Annotated in this window: 25 protein-coding genes; all 25 read right to left on the reverse strand. The window is 27.3% G+C overall.

All coding sequences use genetic code 11. The features are described from left to right. Positions 1-226: 226 nt before the first annotated feature. Entirely contained in the window at positions 227-1,417 is a 1,191-nt protein-coding gene (spoIVB, locus tag CLPUN_RS05705; RefSeq protein ID WP_077846362.1) for a SpoIVB peptidase, read from the reverse strand. Between the two features lie 182 nt (positions 1,418-1,599). Beyond that, positions 1,600-3,288 (reverse strand): DNA repair protein RecN, encoded by a 1,689-nt coding sequence (gene recN, locus CLPUN_RS05710; protein ID WP_077846363.1) that lies wholly within the window; start codon positions 3,286-3,288, stop codon positions 1,600-1,602. Positions 3,289-3,307: 19 nt separating this feature from the next. Next, on the reverse strand, positions 3,308-3,760 hold the full coding sequence (locus CLPUN_RS05715) for an arginine repressor (RefSeq protein WP_077846364.1): 453 nt from the start codon (positions 3,758-3,760) through the stop codon (positions 3,308-3,310). Beyond that, positions 3,757-4,611, reverse strand: coding sequence for an NAD(+)/NADH kinase (locus CLPUN_RS05720; protein ID WP_077846365.1), 855 nt, complete (start codon positions 4,609-4,611; stop codon positions 3,757-3,759). Before CLPUN_RS05720 ends, CLPUN_RS05715 begins: the two co-directional genes overlap by 4 nt. A gap of 16 nt (positions 4,612-4,627) precedes the next feature. Beyond that, a complete protein-coding gene (locus tag CLPUN_RS05725; protein WP_077846366.1) occupies positions 4,628-5,437 on the reverse strand; it encodes a TlyA family RNA methyltransferase in 810 nt (269 codons plus the stop codon). A gap of 12 nt (positions 5,438-5,449) precedes the next feature. Continuing rightward, on the reverse strand, positions 5,450-7,306 hold the full coding sequence (gene dxs, locus CLPUN_RS05730) for a 1-deoxy-D-xylulose-5-phosphate synthase (protein WP_077846367.1): 1,857 nt from the start codon (positions 7,304-7,306) through the stop codon (positions 5,450-5,452). A 17-nt stretch (positions 7,307-7,323) separates the two neighbouring features. Then, positions 7,324-8,193, reverse strand: coding sequence for a polyprenyl synthetase family protein (locus CLPUN_RS05735; RefSeq protein WP_077846368.1), 870 nt, complete (start codon positions 8,191-8,193; stop codon positions 7,324-7,326). Continuing rightward, positions 8,180-8,404 carry an exodeoxyribonuclease VII small subunit gene (locus CLPUN_RS05740; RefSeq protein ID WP_077846369.1) on the reverse strand — a complete coding sequence of 75 codons (225 nt, stop codon included), beginning with the start codon at positions 8,402-8,404 and terminating at the stop codon, positions 8,180-8,182. The genes CLPUN_RS05735 and CLPUN_RS05740 overlap by 14 nt, the downstream gene beginning before the upstream one ends. A 188-nt stretch (positions 8,405-8,592) precedes the next feature. Next, positions 8,593-9,807: an exodeoxyribonuclease VII large subunit gene (gene xseA / locus CLPUN_RS05745; protein WP_077846370.1), complete on the reverse strand. Its 1,215-nt coding sequence runs from the start codon at positions 9,805-9,807 to the stop codon at positions 8,593-8,595. Continuing rightward, entirely contained in the window at positions 9,797-10,645 is an 849-nt protein-coding gene (locus CLPUN_RS05750; RefSeq protein WP_077846371.1) for a bifunctional methylenetetrahydrofolate dehydrogenase/methenyltetrahydrofolate cyclohydrolase, read from the reverse strand. Before CLPUN_RS05750 ends, xseA begins: the two co-directional genes overlap by 11 nt. A gap of 37 nt (positions 10,646-10,682) precedes the next feature. Next, positions 10,683-11,078 carry a transcription antitermination factor NusB gene (gene nusB / locus CLPUN_RS05755; RefSeq protein WP_077846372.1) on the reverse strand — a complete coding sequence of 132 codons (396 nt, stop codon included), beginning with the start codon at positions 11,076-11,078 and terminating at the stop codon, positions 10,683-10,685. A gap of 221 nt (positions 11,079-11,299) precedes the next feature. Then, positions 11,300-11,680, reverse strand: coding sequence for an Asp23/Gls24 family envelope stress response protein (locus CLPUN_RS05760; RefSeq protein WP_077846373.1), 381 nt, complete (start codon positions 11,678-11,680; stop codon positions 11,300-11,302). Positions 11,681-11,780: 100 nt separating this feature from the next. After that, positions 11,781-12,293, reverse strand: coding sequence for a SpoIIIAH-like family protein (locus tag CLPUN_RS05765; RefSeq protein WP_077846374.1), 513 nt, complete (start codon positions 12,291-12,293; stop codon positions 11,781-11,783). A gap of 39 nt (positions 12,294-12,332) precedes the next feature. After that, a complete protein-coding gene (spoIIIAG, locus tag CLPUN_RS05770) occupies positions 12,333-12,962 on the reverse strand; it encodes a stage III sporulation protein AG (protein WP_077846375.1) in 630 nt (209 codons plus the stop codon). Between the two features lie 12 nt (positions 12,963-12,974). Then, positions 12,975-13,580, reverse strand: a complete 606-nt coding sequence (gene spoIIIAF, locus CLPUN_RS05775; RefSeq protein ID WP_077846376.1) for a stage III sporulation protein AF — start codon at positions 13,578-13,580, stop codon at positions 12,975-12,977. 5 nt (positions 13,581-13,585) lie between these two features. Continuing rightward, on the reverse strand, positions 13,586-15,046 hold the full coding sequence (gene spoIIIAE / locus CLPUN_RS05780) for a stage III sporulation protein AE (protein WP_242954055.1): 1,461 nt from the start codon (positions 15,044-15,046) through the stop codon (positions 13,586-13,588). A gap of 9 nt (positions 15,047-15,055) precedes the next feature. Beyond that, a complete protein-coding gene (gene spoIIIAD / locus CLPUN_RS05785; RefSeq protein ID WP_077846377.1) occupies positions 15,056-15,439 on the reverse strand; it encodes a stage III sporulation protein AD in 384 nt (127 codons plus the stop codon). Between the two features lie 8 nt (positions 15,440-15,447). Then, positions 15,448-15,645, reverse strand: a complete 198-nt coding sequence (spoIIIAC, locus tag CLPUN_RS05790; RefSeq protein ID WP_015392820.1) for a stage III sporulation protein AC — start codon at positions 15,643-15,645, stop codon at positions 15,448-15,450. Positions 15,646-15,789: 144 nt separating this feature from the next. Next, on the reverse strand, positions 15,790-16,308 hold the full coding sequence (gene spoIIIAB, locus CLPUN_RS05795) for a stage III sporulation protein SpoIIIAB (protein ID WP_077846378.1): 519 nt from the start codon (positions 16,306-16,308) through the stop codon (positions 15,790-15,792). After that, positions 16,296-17,225 (reverse strand): stage III sporulation protein AA, encoded by a 930-nt coding sequence (spoIIIAA, locus tag CLPUN_RS05800; RefSeq protein WP_423237282.1) that lies wholly within the window; start codon positions 17,223-17,225, stop codon positions 16,296-16,298. Before spoIIIAA ends, spoIIIAB begins: the two co-directional genes overlap by 13 nt. A 251-nt stretch (positions 17,226-17,476) precedes the next feature. Further along, positions 17,477-17,845: a CD1247 N-terminal domain-containing protein gene (locus CLPUN_RS05805; RefSeq protein WP_077846380.1), complete on the reverse strand. Its 369-nt coding sequence runs from the start codon at positions 17,843-17,845 to the stop codon at positions 17,477-17,479. 122 nt (positions 17,846-17,967) lie between these two features. Next, on the reverse strand, positions 17,968-18,525 hold the full coding sequence (gene efp, locus CLPUN_RS05810; RefSeq protein WP_077846381.1) for an elongation factor P: 558 nt from the start codon (positions 18,523-18,525) through the stop codon (positions 17,968-17,970). Between the two features lie 221 nt (positions 18,526-18,746). After that, positions 18,747-19,115, reverse strand: a complete 369-nt coding sequence (locus tag CLPUN_RS05815; RefSeq protein ID WP_077846382.1) for a hypothetical protein — start codon at positions 19,113-19,115, stop codon at positions 18,747-18,749. Next, complete coding sequence (locus CLPUN_RS05820) at positions 19,108-19,521, reverse strand: hypothetical protein (RefSeq protein ID WP_077846383.1); 414 nt, start codon at positions 19,519-19,521, stop codon at positions 19,108-19,110. The genes CLPUN_RS05815 and CLPUN_RS05820 overlap by 8 nt, the downstream gene beginning before the upstream one ends. After that, positions 19,472-20,137 (reverse strand): hypothetical protein, encoded by a 666-nt coding sequence (locus CLPUN_RS05825; RefSeq protein WP_077846384.1) that lies wholly within the window; start codon positions 20,135-20,137, stop codon positions 19,472-19,474. The genes CLPUN_RS05820 and CLPUN_RS05825 overlap by 50 nt, the downstream gene beginning before the upstream one ends. Between the last annotated feature and the right edge of the window lie 33 nt (positions 20,138-20,170).

Raw genomic sequence — 20,170 nt, forward strand, 5'->3', positions numbered from 1 at the left:
TAAATGCCTTAATTGTGGAGTAGTTAAGTAAAAATCGAAATTTAATTGTTTAAAAAATTTGTATATTGATAATTCATTTGATATAATTGTGTTCTGAAACATTTATGTATAGCTCCTTGCTGTCATTTTTGTGTACAAACTCAATTATAACAAGGATTTATCATAAATGTTTTTTATTTTATTCATTTGTAAAATTATTCAAGCATTTTTGCACTATTATAGATTATTATTTTATTATTCCTGAATCTTGAAGCATCCATTCTATATATATTCCATACCCAGTATCAGGTTTATTAATTAATACATGAGTTACTGCTCCTATAAGCTTATTATTTTGGATAATTGGACTTCCGCTCATCCCTTGAACTATTCCTCCAGTTTTCTCTAATAATTTAGGATCAGTTATTTTTATTACCATACTTTTAGATCCAGGTGTTGGTTGATTTAAAAGTTTTTCAATTTCAATGTCAAATTCTTGGGGCCCTTTTTCATCTATTGTTGTTATTATCTTTGCTTTTCCTACAGATATTTCATCTCTAAACCCAACCTTTAACGGTTTAGTTTCTTTATTTAATACTTGAGTATTTTTAATTTCTCCAAAAATTCCACTTTCAGTATTTTTTTGAATATTTCCTGCTGGCAACTGCTCGTTTATAAAAATTCCTTTTAATTCACCTGGTGCACCTCTTTCACCTTTTTTAATGCTTATTATTGAGGATTCTAATAAATCTCCTTTTCTAATTAGAAACGGCTCATTAGTATCGCAGTCTGTAATTGGATGTCCTAATGCCCCAAATTTATTAGTATTTCTATCAAAAAATGTCATAGTTCCAACTCCAGCTGTAGAATCTCTTATCCACAATCCAATTTTATAATCCTTGTTATTTTCTCTTTTTAAATGAATGTTTTTAGTAAGTTTTTTTCCATTTCTTAAAATATAAACCTCTGCCTCTTCTTTTTCACATGATTTAATTGTTCGTAATAAATCAATAGAATTTTCCATATCTATGCCATTTATCTTTAATATTATATCTCCAATTTCAAGTCCGCCAGATTTTCCTGGACTTTCTTCCTTATTATTATTCACTTGTATATCTGAATATCCAACTATAAGTACACCTTCACTATTTACTCTTACACCAATTGGAATTCCACCTGGATATACCTCCAAATCTTTAATTTTTTGAACTTCTAAAGATTTTAGAGGAATAACACCCAAAAATTTTATTTCATATTTATTTTCATTTTCATTAATTTTATTTATGGTATTTCCTATAGGTGCAATTGATTGCACTGTTTTTTCATTTGCTGTGTAAATTTTATTTGGTATATTTATCAAACTAAATGCGGTAATTAAACTTAGAATTAGGATTGGAGCTATAAGTAGACTAGTTGTACATAAAAGTTTTTTCTTCATCTTTCTCTCCTCCTTTGCTTCTTTTATTTAATTTCCCCAATATACAAAAGTCTTATCCTATAGGAACTTTGTTATTGCAGACAAAAAATTTAGCATATTCTAAAATTTAATATTTTATATAAAAAAAATAAAACCATGGAATCCATGATTTTATTTTTACCAATTTTTATTTGTATATGTATTTATTTTTTAATTTCTATTTTTTTTAATTCACTTAAATTTATCATTTCTTTTACGTTATTTAATGTAGCTTCTGTTACATCATCACCAGCTAACATTTTACTTATTTCAAATTCTTTTTCTTCTTTTAATAAAATTTTTATTTGAGTAAATGTTTTATTGTCTATTACTTTTTTCATAACAAAATAATGATAATCTGATAATACTGCAATTTGTGGTAAATGCGTTATACATAAAACTTGGTGTGTCTTAGATAATTGATACATCTTTTCTCCAACTCTTTGTGCAACAGCACCACTTATTCCTGTATCTATTTCATCAAAAATTAAAGTAGGTATTTCATCTTTTTCAGCAAAAACACATTTTAAGGCTAACATAATTCTTGAAAGTTCTCCACCTGATAATACCTTTTCTAACGGCATAAGCGGCTCTCCAGGATTTGTAGATATATAAAAACATACATCATCAAAACCTTTTTCATTAAAAGCTTCTTGGCTTATAACTCTTATTTCCATCCTTGATTTTTCAAGACCTACAAACGTAAGTTCTTTTAGAATTTTTTCTTCTAAAAACTTACTTTTTTCTTTTCTAAGGTCATGAAGGACTAAAGCCTTCGCTTTCATTTTAGATAAAACTTCGCTTTCCTTTTCTTTAAGTCCTTCAATTATTTTTTCCGAGTTTATTATCTCATTATATTCTTTTTGTATTTTTTCATAGTACTCTAATATTTCTGGTATAGTTGCTCCATACTTTTTCTTATATACATTTATTTCATAAATTCTAGCATTTACCTTATCTAAAGCATCTTGATCAAAAACAATATCTTCAGCCATATCACGAAGTTCACGACTTGCTTCTTCAATTATATAAAATGCCCCTTCAATAATTTCTTTATTCTTTTTTATTTTTTCAAAATGATTTTCCACATTTGATAATTCTTGAATTACCTTAGAAATTGAATCAATCACGCTAAATTCTTCATTTCCACTTAATATTCCACAAGAAACCGCTAAACTCTTATTGATTTTTTCAGCATTTGCTAAAATATTATATTCTTCTTTTAGGCTTTCTTCTTCATTTTCTTTAAGCTTGGCTTTTTCAATATCTTCTATTTGAAATTTCAAATAATCAAGTAATTTTTCTCTATCTTGATTTCCTGAAATTCTACTAATATTTGCTCTTATTTTTAATAAATCATCTCTTAATTCACTATATTTATTTAATGGTTCTATTATTTGAACATCAATGAAATCATCTAAATACGAGATATGACTGCTTCTTTGAAGCAATTCTACATTTTGATGCTGCCCATGAATATCTAAAAGCTTTGCTCTTATCTGTCTTAACTGAGATGTAATTAAACTTTTTCCGTTAACCTTAATTAAATTTTTCCCATTTATATGACTTTCTCTTGAAACAATCAATACATCCTCATACTCAATCTCTAGTTCTTCTAAAACCTTTAATGCTTTATTTCCTTCAATAGTAAATAGAGCTTCTACATATGTTTTTTCTTCACCTGTTCTAATTAAATTTTTAGAAAATTTTCCACCAAGAACAAAGTCTATTGCATCTATCATAATAGACTTTCCTGCACCTGTTTCTCCTGAAAGTATATTAAAACCTTCACTGAAGTTTATCGTCATTTCTTCTATTAACGCAAAATTTTTAATATTTAGTTGAATTAACATTTCATCCCATCCTTATACCTTATGATGACATTCTTTTTCTTATTTTATCTACTAAACCTTCAGCACTTTCTATGCTTCTAACTAAAATAAAAATAGTATTATCGCCTGCTACAGTTCCTGCAATATCTGCACTTTCTAAGTTATCAATAGCCTCAGCTGTAATTGGTGCTGAACCAGTTATAGTTTTTATAACAACCATCTTATCTACATTTTCTACAGAAAGTACAGTATTAGCTAATATGTTGCTTAGTCTGTTAATTATATTTTTTTGTTCTCCTGTAGATACAAAATACTTAGATTTACCACTTGAAGATTGCATTTTTATTAATTTTAAATTTTTAATATCTCTTGATACAGTTGCCTGAGTTACATCAAAACCTTCTTTTTTTAACTCATCTGCAAGTTCTTCTTGAGTTTCAATTTCCTTAGTGCTTATAATTTCTAATATTTTTGTATGTCTTTTTGATTTCAAAATTTTTCACCATCACATTCTTTAGAATTATTCAAAATTTTGCTTCTTAATACTTTAAAATAATCATAATCATCAAATAAAAGCAACTTTACGCTTTTTTCATTTTTGCTTACTTTTATTGAAGTTTCATGATTAACGTTAATAGCTTTTTGACCATCTACCGTTAAATAAACTTTTTCCTCTTCATGATCTGTATATATTTCTATTATACTATCAGCTTTTAATACAATAGTCTGCATGCTTTTTGTATGCGGACATATAGGTGTTATAGTTATAAGTTCTAAATCTGGATATATAAATGGTCCGCCTGCTGAAAAAGAATATGCTGTAGAGCCTGTAGGAGTTGCTATAATAAGTCCATCACCTTTAAATGCAGAATATATTTTACCATCTACAAATATTTTAAATTTAACCATTCTGGATAAAGTCCCTCTTGCTAATACTACATCATTAAGCGCTTTAAGTTCTTCTTTACCATTTTCAGATTCAATTTTACAATTTAACATCATTCTCTCTGCAACTTTATATCTACCTTGTTCAAGTTTATCAAGAGCATTATCAATATCATAAATATCTACACTTGATAAAAAACCTAAATTACCTATATTTATTCCTAAAATAGGTGCTTTAAAGCTATCATTTAATGATCTTGCTATTCCAAGAAGGGTTCCATCACCACCAAGTACAACTAACAAATCAATATCATTTAAATCCTGCTTTTCTATATCAAAAGAACTAAAAACAACAATATCTTTAAATTTAAATTTATCTGTAAATTTCTTTGTAACCATATGCAATATTTCATTATCTTTGTCCTTTGATGGATTAATTGCAATTCCAATATTTTTCATAGCCCCTCCAAAGAAGTTAAATTTCTACATGCGATTCCTCAACTACCGAATCAATATCTTCTCTTTTAAAATTACTTTCTTTATTTTTATCTTTTGTAAAGTATACTAAATATTCTCTATTTCCTTCTGGTCCTTTTATAGGAGAATATCCTACACCTAAAACATTTAAATCTTGTTCAACTAAAAAGTCTATTATTCCATAAACTACTTCTTTATGAGTTTCCTTTTCTCTTATAACACCTTTTTTTCCTACCTTTTCACGTCCAGCTTCAAATTGTGGTTTTATAAGAGCTACAACTTCTCCATCTTCTTTTAAAAGATTTAATGTTGCTGGCATTATCTTTTTTAAAGATATAAAGGATACATCTATAGATGCAAAGTCTAAAGGCTCTCCAATGTCTTCTAAAGTTACATATCTTATATTTGTTCTTTCCATACAGACAACTCTTTCGTCAGTTCTTAGCTTCCATGCAAACTGTCCATATCCAACGTCTACTGAAAATACCTTTCTTGCTCCATTTTGAAGCATACAGTCAGTAAAGCCACCTGTTGATGCACCTATGTCCATACAAACCTTATTTTCTAATGAAAGGTTATATGAATTCATAGCTTTTTCTAACTTTAATCCGCCACGGCTAACATATTTAAGAGTATCTCCTCTATATTCTATATCAGCATCTGAATTTACTTTTTCTCCCGCTTTATCAATTTTTTGTCCATCAACATAAACTTTACCTTCCATTATGCATGCTTTTGCTCTTTCCCTAGAAGTAATTATACCCTTTTCTACTAAAAGTATATCCAGTCTTTCTTTTTTTTCTGCCATTTGTTTCTCCTTTTAATCATATAGATTTACAACAGCTTTACTTATACTTTCACAATCCAGCTTGTATGCTTTATATAAAGTATCTACATTTCCTTGTGGTATAAATTCATCATTATATCCAAGAGATCTAATAGTCCCTTTATAATCTATTTCACTCAAATATTCTTTAACAGATGAACCAAGTCCCCCTTTTAAAATATTATCTTCTATTGTTAAGATATTATATCCTTCTTTTTTAATATTTTCTAGTAAATTTTTATCAATTGGCTTAATAAAGGTTGCATTTATTACCATTGGATTTAATCCTTTTTCATACAATATATCTTTTACAAGCATTGCATTTTGAACCATTTTACCTGTTGCAATAATACATACCTTAGAACCGCGGTTTATTATTTCCCACTTTCCTTCTTCAATTTTTGTAATAGGAGAAAGAGTATTTATTATGTTTCCGCCTCTTGGATATCTAATAGCAACTGGCGCATTTTTATTTATTGCCCATTTTAATAATACTTCAACTTCTTCTAAACATTTTGGCGCAACTATATATATATTAGGAATAATAGATAAGTAAGACAAATCATTAATTCCTTGATGTGTTTCTCCATCTTCTCCAACTATTCCAGCTCTATCTATTGCAAATACTACTGGAAGATTTTGAATGCAGACATCATGTAGTACTTGATCAAAAGCCCTTTGTAAAAATGTAGAATAGACTGCAAATACAGGTTTCAACCCATTACTTGCCATACCAGCAGCTAAAGTAACCGCATGCTCTTCTGCTATTCCTACATCAAAAAATCTATCTTTAAATTTTTCTGAAAAACACTTAAGCCCTGTTCCTTCTGGCATTGCGGCTGTAATAGCTACAATTTTTTTATCTTCTGCACTTAAATTTATTAATGCTTTGCCAAAAGCTTTTGAATAGCTATTCTTTGGAGATACATTTAATTCTCCACTCTCTAGATCAAAAGGACCAACTCCATGATATTTACTTGGGCTTTCTTCAGCCAATGCATATCCTTTTCCCTTTTGAGTTAAAACATGTATTATAACTGGTCCATCTACTTCCTTAGACTTTAAAAAAACTTCAGTCATTGCATTAATGTCATGACCATCAATAGGTCCTATATACTTAATTCCCATATTTTCAAAAAACATAGATGATACTACTAATTGCTTGAGACTATCTTTAACTTTAGAAATTTTTCCTGCAATATTTTTACCTAAGTCTGATTGATTTAAAGAAGCTTGTATATCCGTCTTCAACTTATTATATCCAGGTGCTATTCTAAGCTTGTTTAAATATCTTGAAAGGCCTCCAACATTTTTTGATATTGACATTTGATTATCATTTAAAATAATAATCATATTTGTTTTTCTAAACCCTACATCATTTAATGCTTCAAGTGCCATTCCACCAGTTAAAGCACCATCACCAATAACTGAAATCACACTGTATTTTTCTTTATTTAAATCCCTTGCTCTTGCAATTCCAAGTGCAGCTGATATGGATGTACTGCTATGTCCTGTATCAAAACAATCGTATTTACTTTCATTTCTCTTTGGGAAGCCGCTCATTCCATTAAATTGTCTAAGCTTGTTAAATCCATCTTTTCTTCCAGTTAAAATTTTATAAACATAACTTTGATGTCCTACATCCCATACTATTTTATCTTTATCAAAATTAAAGGCTTTAAATAAACTTAAAGTAAGCTCAACAACACCTAAATTAGATGCTAAATGCCCTCCTGTTTTAGACACACTCTCTATTAAAAATTCTCTAAGTTCATCACTTAAGGCTTTAATATCTTTTTCATCAAGTTTTTTTAGATCTTTTGGGAAATTTAATTTATTTATTAATTTCATGACAATCATTCCCTCTATTAATTTTCTCTATTTAAAAGAGCATATGTTAGCTCAATCAGACATTCAGCGTTAACAGTTAAATTTTTAAGAATTTTAATACATTCTTCACTTAATGTCTTGCATAATTCATTACATTTTTCTAATCCAAAAATTGATATAAAATTAGTTTTATCATTTTCTTCATCCACATGCACATTTTTCCCTAGGATTTTTGCATCTCCAATAACATCTAATATATCATCTTTTATTTGAAAAACTAAGCCTAACTTTTCTCCATATTCTTCTAATGCATTTAAATCTGATTCAGGTGCATTGGCTAAAATTGCTCCTGCAAGCACTGAGCCTTTAATTAATGCACCTGTTTTCTTTGCATGCATATATTGAAGTTCCTCTTTTGAAATTGTTTTTCCCTCGGAAAGAATATCAACGACCTGACCGCCTATCATGCCTTCAGCACCCGCTGCCATCGCAATTCCATGGGCAGCTTTCAATGAATTTTGATTATTCTTTAAAGCGTAATCCATCATAATTATCATAGCTTCATTTAATAAAGCATCTCCTGCTAGAACTGCTATATTTTCTTGAAACTTTACATGATTTGTTGGTTTTCCTCGCCTTAGCTCATCATTATCCATACAAGGAAGATCATCATGAATCAAAGAATAAGTATGGATCATCTCTATAGCAGCCGCTATTGGCATAACTTTTTTGTAATCTTCTTTGTATATATAATAAGATAAGGAAAATAATATAGGACGAATTCTCTTACCACCTATATTTAAACTATAACTGCAAGAATCATATATAATTTTATTATATGTTCCTTTTTCTACGAAATAATTTTCTAAATAATCATTAATATCTTGCTTTAAATTATTTATCTCCATAACTATCTGTAAACTCCACTTCTTTTTCGTCTTTAATTATAGAAATTTTTGATTCATATGAATCTAATATCTTATAAATTTTATTTACAAGTTTAACTCCATCTTCATAAGATTTCATAGAATCTTCAAGGTTTAGCTCATCCGTTTCTAAATTGTTTAATATCTCTTGAAGTTTAGTTAACATATCCTCATAATTTTCTTTTTTAGCCATCTTTTAACTCCTTATTCTAATTACTTCAAAATAAACTTTCGTACTGAAAATGCTTCTTCCACAAAGCTTGTATGATATACTCATTTATAATTGCAACATATGCTTAACAATTTTTAAATTCCACTAAAATTGATCTATTGTTATTCATTTAATATATATTATTTTACTGAATATATACATATCAAATTTTACTTTTTATAAACATGACCAGATGGAATAAATTTTCCGTCTACTTTTCCATCTTTAAGAGAAATATTTAAATCTATTGTTTTCTTTAATTGTTCTTTTGATGTAATAAGATTGTTTTCATTATCCTCTATTATAGCATATCCTTTTGATATAACCTTAATTGGATTATGTGCTGAAAGTAAATTATTGAAATTTACTATTTGATCTTTTTCTATCTTAAGTTTAGTTCTTATTGCAAAATTCAATCTATCTTTTAATTTATCTACTTCTAAATATGAATTGGATATTTTAGCCATTGGAGAATGAATTTTTAATATTCTTTCTGCTCCTGCTAAATCATTTTTACATAGTTTTAACTTACTATCTATTTTCTTATCTAATATTCTAGAAATATCATAAAGTTTAGCTTCTATATCAGAACTTAATGGAACTGCTATTTCAGCACCTTGTGATGGAGTTGCTGCCCTAAAATCTGCTACAAAATCTGAAATTGTAAAATCTATTTCATGTCCTACTGCTGAAATTATAGGTATTTTAGAATTTAAAATAGCCTTAGCTAATTCCTCTTCATTAAAATTCCATAATTCTTCTATAGAACCTCCACCTCTACCTACTATCATTATATCCACAGACTTCTTTTTATTAAAATAATTAATACCTGATATTATTTCTTTATATGCACCAATTCCTTGTACTTTTGCTGGATATAATACTAGGTCAACCAAAGTGCTTCTTCTAGTTGAAACATTTATAATATCTTTAATTGCTGCTCCAGTAGGTGATGTTACTATTCCTATTCTTTTAGGATATTTAGGCAATGACTTTTTATTAGCTTCATCAAAATACCCTGCTGCAGACAATTTTTCTTTAAGCTTTTCAAATTTAACAAATAAATCTCCTAAACCTTGTTTTTCTATTTCATCACAATAAAACTGGAAACTTCCAGTTGCAGGATATATAGACGCTCTTCCCTTAACTATAACCTCCATACCTTCTTCTAAAGCAAATTTTAGCAAAACTGTATTTCCCTTAAACATAACGCAATTTATTTTTCCATTGCTATCCTTAAGTGTGAAATAAATATGTCCGCTACTGTGATATTTCAAATTAGAAATCTCCCCTTTTACAGAGAGATTGCTTAAAATAAAGTCATTGTCTAACATTCTTTTTATGTAATTCGTAACCTCAGATACAGTTAACGTCTTAATATTCATTGTCTTTTAAAGCCTCACATGCATTTTTAATTAAAAGTGTTGTTGTAAGCGCCCCAACTCCACCTGGAACTGGAGTTAAGAATTTACAATTATCAATAACCTTATCAAAATCTACATCACCAGTTATCTTACCTTCAAAAGATGATGTTCCTACATCAATTACTATAGCATGTTCATTTACATAAGTTTTATCAATAAATTTTGGCCTTCCAATAGCAACAACTAATATATCTGCTGCTGTGCAAACATCTTTTAAATTCTTTGTTTTAGAATGACAAATAGTAACTGTAGCATTCTCATTTAATAAAAGCTGTGCCACTGGCTTTCCAACTATATTACTTCTTCCAAGAACTACTACATTCTTACCTGCAATATCTATATTTAAGCTTTTAATTAAAGTAATTACAGAATTTGGAGTACAAGGTAAAAATTTTGGTTCACCCATATATAACTTTCCTTGGCTTTCAAATGTAAGACAATCAATATCCTTACTTGGCGATATTTCTCTAATTATCTTCTTTTCATCAAAATTATTTGGAAGAGGCAATTGTAAAATAATTCCTTGAACATTATCATCTTCATTTAATTTATGTATTTCAGCAATTACATCTTCATCTGTTAAAGTTTCAGGTAAAATCACCTTTACAAAGCCTGCTCCAAGTGATAATGAAACCTTTTCTTGACTTGCCATATAATAAATAGATCCACCATCATTTCCAACTAAAATAGATGCAATTTTAGGAGTTTTAAGATTATTTTCTTTTCTATTATTAATAAAATTTTTGATATCTTCTTTTACCTTTAATGCAACTTCTTTACCATTTATAATTTGACCCATTACAATGCCTACCTACTTTCACTTTATACTCATTTTATTACTTGATTTTATCTAAAACTCCATTTATAAAGCCTACGCTTTTTTCATCTGAATATCTTCTTGTAATTTCTAATGCTTCATTAATAGCAACACTTCTTGGGATTTCTTTATCATATAAAACTTCATATGTTGAAAGCCTTAATATGCTTAAATTGACCTTAGATATTCTGTCTAACTTCCAGTTATGTAAATTTTCTTCGATTACTTTATCAATTTCTTCTTTATTATTTTCTATTCCAATTAACGCTTGCTTAACATAAGTTAAATCAATTTCTTTTATGTCCCCTTCATAGTTATCTACAAAATTTTCTATTGTCACTTCAATTGTATCTTTACTTAGAGTCATTCCAAATAATAACTCCATAGTTTTTTCCCTTGATAATTTTCTATTCATATTATCCTCCTAAAATGTATCATAGTTAATTATATACTTTTATCATTATACACACTTTTGTTTTCTTTTAAACCCTATATTTACCTAATATCTAACTATTAGGTAAATATGCTACCTAGTCTAAGGTCAAATATATATTGTATCATAGACTTATTATTTCTTTCATATGCCTTAACTCACATAGAAACACCCTCTGAAAGCTTCAGAGGGTGAAAATCAAACTAGTTAGATTCACTTTCTTCCTTTTTTGGCAGATAAATATTTTGAACATAAATATTAACAGCTTCCACATATAATCCAGTCATAGCTTCAACAGTCTTTTTAACATTATCTTGAACCTGAGCTACAACCTCCATGATTTTTCTTCCATACTCAACTGCCACACTCATTTCTATAATAGCTTTATCTTCTTCTAATGTTACTTTACTTGCTTTTGCAGTATTTTTTTTACCTTTAAATATATTTGTCAAGTTACTTGCAACTCCCACTTGGTAATCTAATACCCCTTCTATTTCCTGAGCTGCAATTCCAGCTATAACGCTTACTACTTCATCAGAGATCTTAACGACTCCAATATTTTCTTCTCTAACTAAATCTTCCATGTTACTTAACCTCCTAGGTTTTGTAATAACAAAACATGATAATCTTGTGTTTATTATATCAAATATAATTTAACATTACAATTATATTATGGTTTTTATACTATTTTTGAACTTCTATTATAACATCTTTTATTTTTGAAATGTCTTGAACTATTTCTTGTATTGCAACACTTTCATTTTCTTGAAGCCCAGCTGGTGATTTAACTATTACTGTTGCTTTATTTGAGTCTAGTCTGCATAAAACATCTTCATAACCTTTATTTTTTATACTAAGTTCTATTCTTCCTTCATTATCCTTTACCATTGTTTTTTGAGTTAACTCTTTTGTAGCAGCTTCTTTTTGTTCTTTTGATGTATTTGAATCTGAAATTATAGAATTTAAAGTTTGGATTGTTGCTGAATCTTGCTGTTCTCTTGAACTTCTGGATTCATAAAAATAATTTTTTTGATTTAATGCTTCTGTATCTTCTTCATTTACTTTTTCAGTAGACAAAACTTGACTTAAATCTGTCGGATCATTTAATCCCCCATTATTAAGTTTTGCTGCTAGCATTCCTACACATAATATTAATGCTAGTAATGTAAATATAATCCCACATTGTTTCTTTGTCATAATAAATTACCTCCCATCCCTTTTCTATAAAATTATATGCTACTTCTTCATGCTATATACATTAACCTTATCTAAACTTAAGTTATATAGTTTAGATACAGCTTGCTCAATTTCATATTTTGTTTTACTATTTTCAGCTCCTTCCGCAATTATTATGACTCCACAAATTTTCGGCTTATATGTTGTTAATATAAATGGCTCATTATTACCATCAGATGTTGTCATGACAACCTTTGATCCATCCGTATCTTGATTATTCACCCTCTTTCCGCCTTCATTATCACTTTCTTCTGTAGTTGATTTCTGAGTACTCTTATCATAAGCTGGGACTTTTTGTTCCCCTTGTTCAAAAGACATCATTACCTCAACATCACCAATTCCATTCATTTTCTTTAATATATTTTTTAAATCTATTTTTTGTTTTTCTTCATAATTTTTTTCATCTACTTGAACTATTTCATTTCTATCTTTAGCAGTTGATATATTAATAGGATCACCTTGATTATTGTTTCCTGATAATTTATTGCTGATTAAATTTTTACTGTTTGGAACCAGCACATTAACTGCAATTAAAATAAATCCTAAAACTAAACATAAAGCTATTAAATTTTTCAATTGTTTTTGATCTAATATTTTCTTAATTTCTTCAATAATTTTATTTTTCCCCAAAGCTTATACCTCCTATTCCTCTAATTTATATACTTCTATTTTTTCCTTTGGAATCTTTAATTCTTTAGCTGCAAATTCAATTATTTCTGCATATTCTTTATTCACTTCCTTCTCATTATTTTGTTCTTTATCTTTTATCACTATTTTTTTTATCTTATTTATTTTATTTTCACCAACACCTATCTTTAATTTTTTTATCTTTAAAGTTATATTAGTGAAATTTACATCACAATCTATTTCACTCTTAAATATCATATTCTTAAATTGATTTTTAAGTAGACTGTCACAATTTTTATTAAAATTATTTATAAATGCTGTCTTTCTGCTATCTTCCTTCTTTTCATTTGCTTTTAGCATATCTATATTACCTAAATTAGTTTTATCTTTATTTTGAGAAAACACTGCTTCATAACTTTCTATACTACCTGCAATATTTTTTTCTCCATTTGATATAAATTCTATAATTGGATTTAAAATTACACTTATTAATATTAAACCTAAAATAAATTTAATATATTTTTTCATTTTGTTATTAGGTGATATAAGCTCTACAGCACTTATGAATATAAGCATAGTCACAAGGGTTATCACAATATTCTTAAGAGTTTCTATAAACATAAGTCCTATCCCCCAACTATAAATCTTCCAGATGATGCCATAATACCAATCAATATAAAGAACATTAAACTTACAGTTAAAACACATGATGTTATTAATACCATAGAATTTCCTGCTGCTTCCAAGGATTTTGTTATCCTTGAATCGCTTATTGGTTCAATTAATGATGCTGATAATTTATATATAAATGTAATTAATATAAGTTTAATCAATGGATGTAATAGAATTAAAATAATTACAACCAACCCAATGGAACTTATAGCATTTTTTATTACCAGTGAATATCCTGCAACAGATGTAATTGCATCTGAAAAAGCTTTTCCAACTATAGGAATAAAATTGTCTACTGCAAATTTTGCTGTTTTAAGTGTTACTGCATCCATAGTAGTTGCTGTTATTCCTCGAATTGTTAATAACCCTATAAAGACTGTCACTATAATCCCTTGAAACCATATGGTGATCTGCTTAAATAATTTACATAAATTTGTTATTTTGTGCTCTGAAGAGATATTATTTGCAAATTCTAATACAAAAATCATTAGTATCATTGGAATTATAATATTAGAATAAATTTTAGGTATAAATACAACTGCACCAAGTACAATTGGATCTAAGGTTACAGCTGATGTAATTCCTCCTGCAAGAGAAATCATAGTAATAAGTATTGGAAGCAGAGCACTCATAAAATCCGAAATATTGATTATTACTTCTTTTGCAACTGAAATTGAAATTATAAAACTCTTTGAAAGAATCATTATTATCAATGCATAACAGGCATAGAAAGCAACTTGAGATATGCTTTCATCTGAAAATGCATCTTGAAGATTTTTCAGTAGTGAACATATTATTGCTATTGTAACTATTGATAATGTGAGTTTTAAAACACTTTTAACTTCCTTAAAAACAATGCTTAAAACTGCATTTAAAATATTATGAAAAGAAAGATTCCCTGTGCCTTCCTTAATATATTCTTTTATATAATCCACTGGATTGAGAGTATCCATAAGTTCCTCATCTGTTTTCATCTTCTTTATATAATCATATAGGGAATTAATTTCTTCCTTTGCACTTCCTCCTAAATCATCTATACTGATTTCATTTTCGATAACTTGTTTTGCTTCTAATTTATCAGATCCATTTTTACTTTCTAATTTATTGACTCTAAATTTTTTACTTTCTGGTTCATTGGCTACACTTTTTTTAGTTTCTCCTTCACTAAATATATATTTTTTATTATCTAATTCTTTGTTTTCATTTTGTTTATTTTCTATTTGAATATCATTCTTTTCTTTACCTCCTAAATTACTAGCTTCATGTATACTACTGTTTATACTTATATTACTTTCAAATTCACCTGCATAAACATTGTCACCTTCAAAAAATGTATAATTCGGAATTATTTCCATAATCATATTAATTATAAAACCTATTATTAATATAAAAGTAACTCTTCTTATCTTCTTCATAAATAACACCTACATTATCTGTAATATAGAATTTAATACAGCCATAAGTATTGGAATAGCAAGTACTAAAATCATTATTTTCCCTGAAAGATCTATTTGTGCTGCAAGGCTATCTGCATTGGCATCCTTGCACAAAGCACTCGAAAATGATGCTATATATGCTATTGCCAAAATTTTTAATACTATCCCAATATAAACTGTATCTATATTGGCTTTATCAGCAATTTGTCTTAAAAAATCAATTATCTCTTTAAGTGGTTCTATCATAATAAGGAAAATTAATGATCCAGCAGTTAAAGTAAGTAATGTATTCAATTCACTTTTGGAATTCCTAAATAACAATATAACAAATAATGTTACATATGATATTCCTACTATTTTTATTATTAACATAACTACACCTACATTATGAACATAGTTTTAACAGTACTAAATAAATCTCCTATAATTGAAATTATCATTAGAAGAATTATTACAACTCCTGCAATATTAGTAATGGCTGCTATTTCCCCTTTTCCACTACTAGTTAATACCTTATCTAAAACCACCAGAAGTATTCCTGCCCCACCAATTTTAAAAAGAATACTTATATCATGCATTTACCTTCCCCCAATCCTTATTTGCTTCAATTGACAATTGACCATGGGTACTTGTCAATTGATTTTACATCTCTATGAAATTTTTTATATAATTTTTGAATATGCCTTATTAATTTATTTTTCTAAATTAAATACTTGAGAACTTTATATTATAAATATTATTATCATTGCACCTAAACAGATTCCAAGATACCTATAAAGCTTTATATTTTTTTTTGCAATTTCATCAGCTTCTCGTAAATTCATTTTTATCCCTTCAATTGCTAAAGAAAATATCTTTTCTTGTCCATAAACACCTGATTCACCAAGAGACTTAAAGAAATCTACCATTACTTTTTTATCCTCATCATATAAATAAAATTTATTTTCTAACAAAGCAAACTCTTCTATGGCACCTTCATATACACTTTCTACATCACCTTTTACCAACCTATTTGTAATAGCTTTAATAAATATACTGGAAGGTTCACATAACTTATTAGAAATTTTTTCAAAGGCCTCTGGCAAAGGTGTTGTTCCATATACAATTTCATTTTCAAGAATTATTAAGCCTTTTAAAATTTCTTTAAGCTCATCTTGCCTTCTTCTAAAAGTTTCTCCATATGCAAAGCCTATGTAGGTACTTATAATAAATATGCTAATTATAAAAATTATTTTAAGCATATATTTTCACCACCCTTTAGACTAAATACCTTTTCAATTGTTCCAATTCCATGTCTATTACTTAAAATTATAGATCGTTCTAAAATTTCATTGTCAAGCAAATCAGAAAAAACTTTTCGCTTATATAAATCTTCAACTGTAAAGCCGTGGATTGTAGTAATTATATTCACACCTGAATTAAAAGCCATCATAAATGCTTCAATATCACCTTTAGTTCCAATTTCATCGCAAATCAAAACTTCTGGTGAAAGACTTCTAATAGCCATAATAAGCCCTTCTCTTTTTAAACAATTATCTAAAACATCTGTCCTAATTCCTAAATCACTTTGAGGAATTCCAAAATGACAAGCTCCTATTTCGCTTCTTTCATCTATAACAACAACTTTTCGCCCTTTTACACCTAAGGAAGGTATTCCATTTGATATATTCCTTGCTATATCTCTTAAAATTGTTGTCTTACCACATTTAGGTGGTGAAATTATTATGGTATTATAAATTCTATGTTCAGAAACAATAAATCTAATAATCTTATCTGAACATCCTATAACTTCTCTGGAAATTCTTATATTAATAGATGAAATATTTCTTATAGTCTTAACTTCGCCTTTTTCCATAACACATTCACCGGCTATACCAATTCTGTGTCCACCCTTTATAGTTATAAATCCTTGTCGTATATCTTCTTCATAAGCATATAGTGAATAATTAGAAATTTTTTGAATCATACTTTTCAAGTCTTCCTTTGAAGGTATATAATTTATAATGCTTTCCCCATTTTTTGAATAAATTAAAATAGGTTTTTGAATTTTAATTCTAATTTCATATATTTGTTCTTTAAGAAATCTATCCTTAAGTAAATTTCCTATTTCAAGTGGAAAAATCCCTATGATTTCTTCTTCACCTTTCAAAATCCTCATTGCCTCCTCTCGCGTCTTTTATTTAATTAATATGTAATGTTAACCTAAATTATTACTGAAATATAATTAAACACATTTAAAAAAAAGCTATCTTAAATCAAATTTTAAGATAGCCCTTTAATATTTTAACATTTATATATTATTATATAGGTTCTAATTACTAAAATTCATAATTTGCAAATTTAACTTGTTTGCATTGCTAAAGAATATAAAATAAATTTAAATGAATAAACTTTTTTAGAACAATATATTTAATTATCTTTAAGATTTTTATTACAGTAAGGACATGGAATTTCATCATTGTTCGTTAATGTAGATTGTTCCATAAAAACTGGTTTATGACAATGAACACAAGTAATCTCTGTATATTCATCTTCAATGTCGTTTAACTCATCTATAGATAATTCTTCAAACAACTCATCTTGAATGTTACTTAAATCATCATCCATAAATTTAATATTTTCTTCAAGAGTTTCTTGATTTACAGCTAACTCTTCAATTTTTTCATTCATAATTTCTAAAATTGAAGTTACACTATTAAAGCACTCTTTATATTCCTCATTTTCTATTTTAGACAAACTATTTTTTAACTCTTCAATTTTGCTTTTAAGTTCTTCCATAGCTTCCCACTCCCTTTTTACTTATTCTTTATTTATTATAACGTAAATTTAAGATATCTAATATAACCATTATATATAAATAAAGTTGCTAAGCTTTATGCTTAGCAACTCATATATAAATACTAAACTCTTTCCATGTAATCGCCAGTTCTAGTATCTACTCTTATAACATCACCTTCATTAACAAACATAGGAACATTTACTATTGCACCAGTTTCAAGAGTAGCTGGTTTTAATGCATTAGTAGTTGTATTTCCTTTAACACCTGGTTCAGAATGTGTAATTAATAATTCAACAAAGTTTGGTGCTTCTACTGAGAATGCATCCCCCTTAAAGAACTTAATTGTGGCAAACATATTTTCCTTTAGGAATTTTATTGCATCTTCAACTTTTTCATAGTTTAAAGGAATTTGTTCATATGTTTCTTGATCCATGAAATAGTATAATTCTCCATCACTATAAAGGTATTGCATTTCTTTTCTTTCAATTACAGCTTCCTGTAATTTTTCAGTTGGGTTAAATGTTCTATCTGTAACCCCACCTGAAATTACGTTTCTAAGTTTAGTTCTTACGAATGCTGCACCTTTTCCTGGTTTAACGTGTAAGAATTCTGTTACTGTAAATACTGAATTATCATACTCAAAAGTTGTTCCTTTTCTTATATCTCCTGCTGTTATCATTAAATATCCCTCCAAATTTATAAAATAAGACATAAAATATAAAATAAGCTAATACTATTTACTATTATCTTTATTCATATGCCTATTAAAATGTAACTTTATCTTCAAATATTAAGTCTAAATGCTTAATCGTTGACATAACACTCATATTTTATCAAAAGACAGAAATAATTGCAATTATTTCTGCTTACTTTTTAATAAAAATTTATATTTTATTATGGTCAAACACTTTCCTTAGCACTTATTTCTAATACAACAGAATTTTCTCCTCTATTCTTAGTAATAATATAATCTCTTATTTCATAATTTTTAATTTTTGATACTTCATCTAACAGTTCTTGTTTATCACCTTCTATTTTTATCTTAACATACCATTTCCCATTAATTTCATTTGCTGATAAGATATTTTTTTCTTTTAAACAACTTAACTCTTCATTAATTTCCTTTAAACTTTTATATTTAGTTATAGTACTTTTAACATTATATACCGAAACATCTTTTTCCTTATTTGCTTTATTTATAAAAAAAGTTTGTGCAGCCATAAGCATAATCATTATGATTATTAAAACGTACTTAACTATCTTACTCATATAAATTTACTCCTAGTTTATATTTACCGTCATCTTTTAAATTAATATCACTTATTGATATAGACTTAGTACTCAAATTATTAATATCATCTAAACTATTAATTATGATTTCACCTTTATTTTTATTTATATATACCTCTTCTATATCCTCATTAAGAATATTTTCTATCCATAAATTTATTTGATTAAATTCAATTTCATTTGGTTTATTCCTTTCTATATTCATCTTATCAATTGCAGGTACTTTTTTCATATCCTCAACACTTTTTGCAGTGCTAGGAAGCAAAATCAAATTTAATATAAAAAATAGCAAAAGTATTCCCTTTTCTTTTTTATTTATATTAGCCTGCTTTTTTTTATAAAATTTTTCTGGAATAAAATTTTTGCTTCTCATATATTTTTTCATTAATTAATTCTCCTAAATTTATTTTTATAATTTTAAATTCATCTAATGAATTTAAATTCCCTTCTATATTATAATCAAAATATAGCTCTCCAAGATCATTATTTTCAATTATTTTATTAACTACGAGCTTTTTATCTTCATTAACAAAACCATTATAAAATAATCCCTTTTTAAACGACATGTAGTAATAACATTCTTGAAACTTCAATAAAATTCTGCAAGTAAAATTTTCGTTATTCAAAACTTTTCCCATAACATCTTTAGCAATAAATTGAATTGGTTTAACTTCGATATTATTTGCTGTTTCTGATAATTTTTCTATTCTTTTAGCACCTTTTATATAATATATAGCAATAACATTATTAATTTTCTCAAAGTCATATAATATATCTCCATTTTGCAAAAAATCATTATTTATCTTATATTCTACAAATTGATATATCTGATTTCTTTTTATATTGGTAGTGAATTGTTTTGCATAAAGCTCTTCTTCAAGGATTATTATTTTAAGATTAGATTTCAATAAATTATTAATTTCAGTAACCCTATCAAAATCATATTCTTCCCCATTATATATAAAGAAATTTTTCTTTATAATAACTATATCCTTATTCATTTAATACGCTCCTTATTTACTACTTATTTTAAA

Source organism: Clostridium puniceum, assembly GCF_002006345.1.
Taxonomy (GTDB): domain Bacteria; phylum Bacillota; class Clostridia; order Clostridiales; family Clostridiaceae; genus Clostridium; species Clostridium puniceum.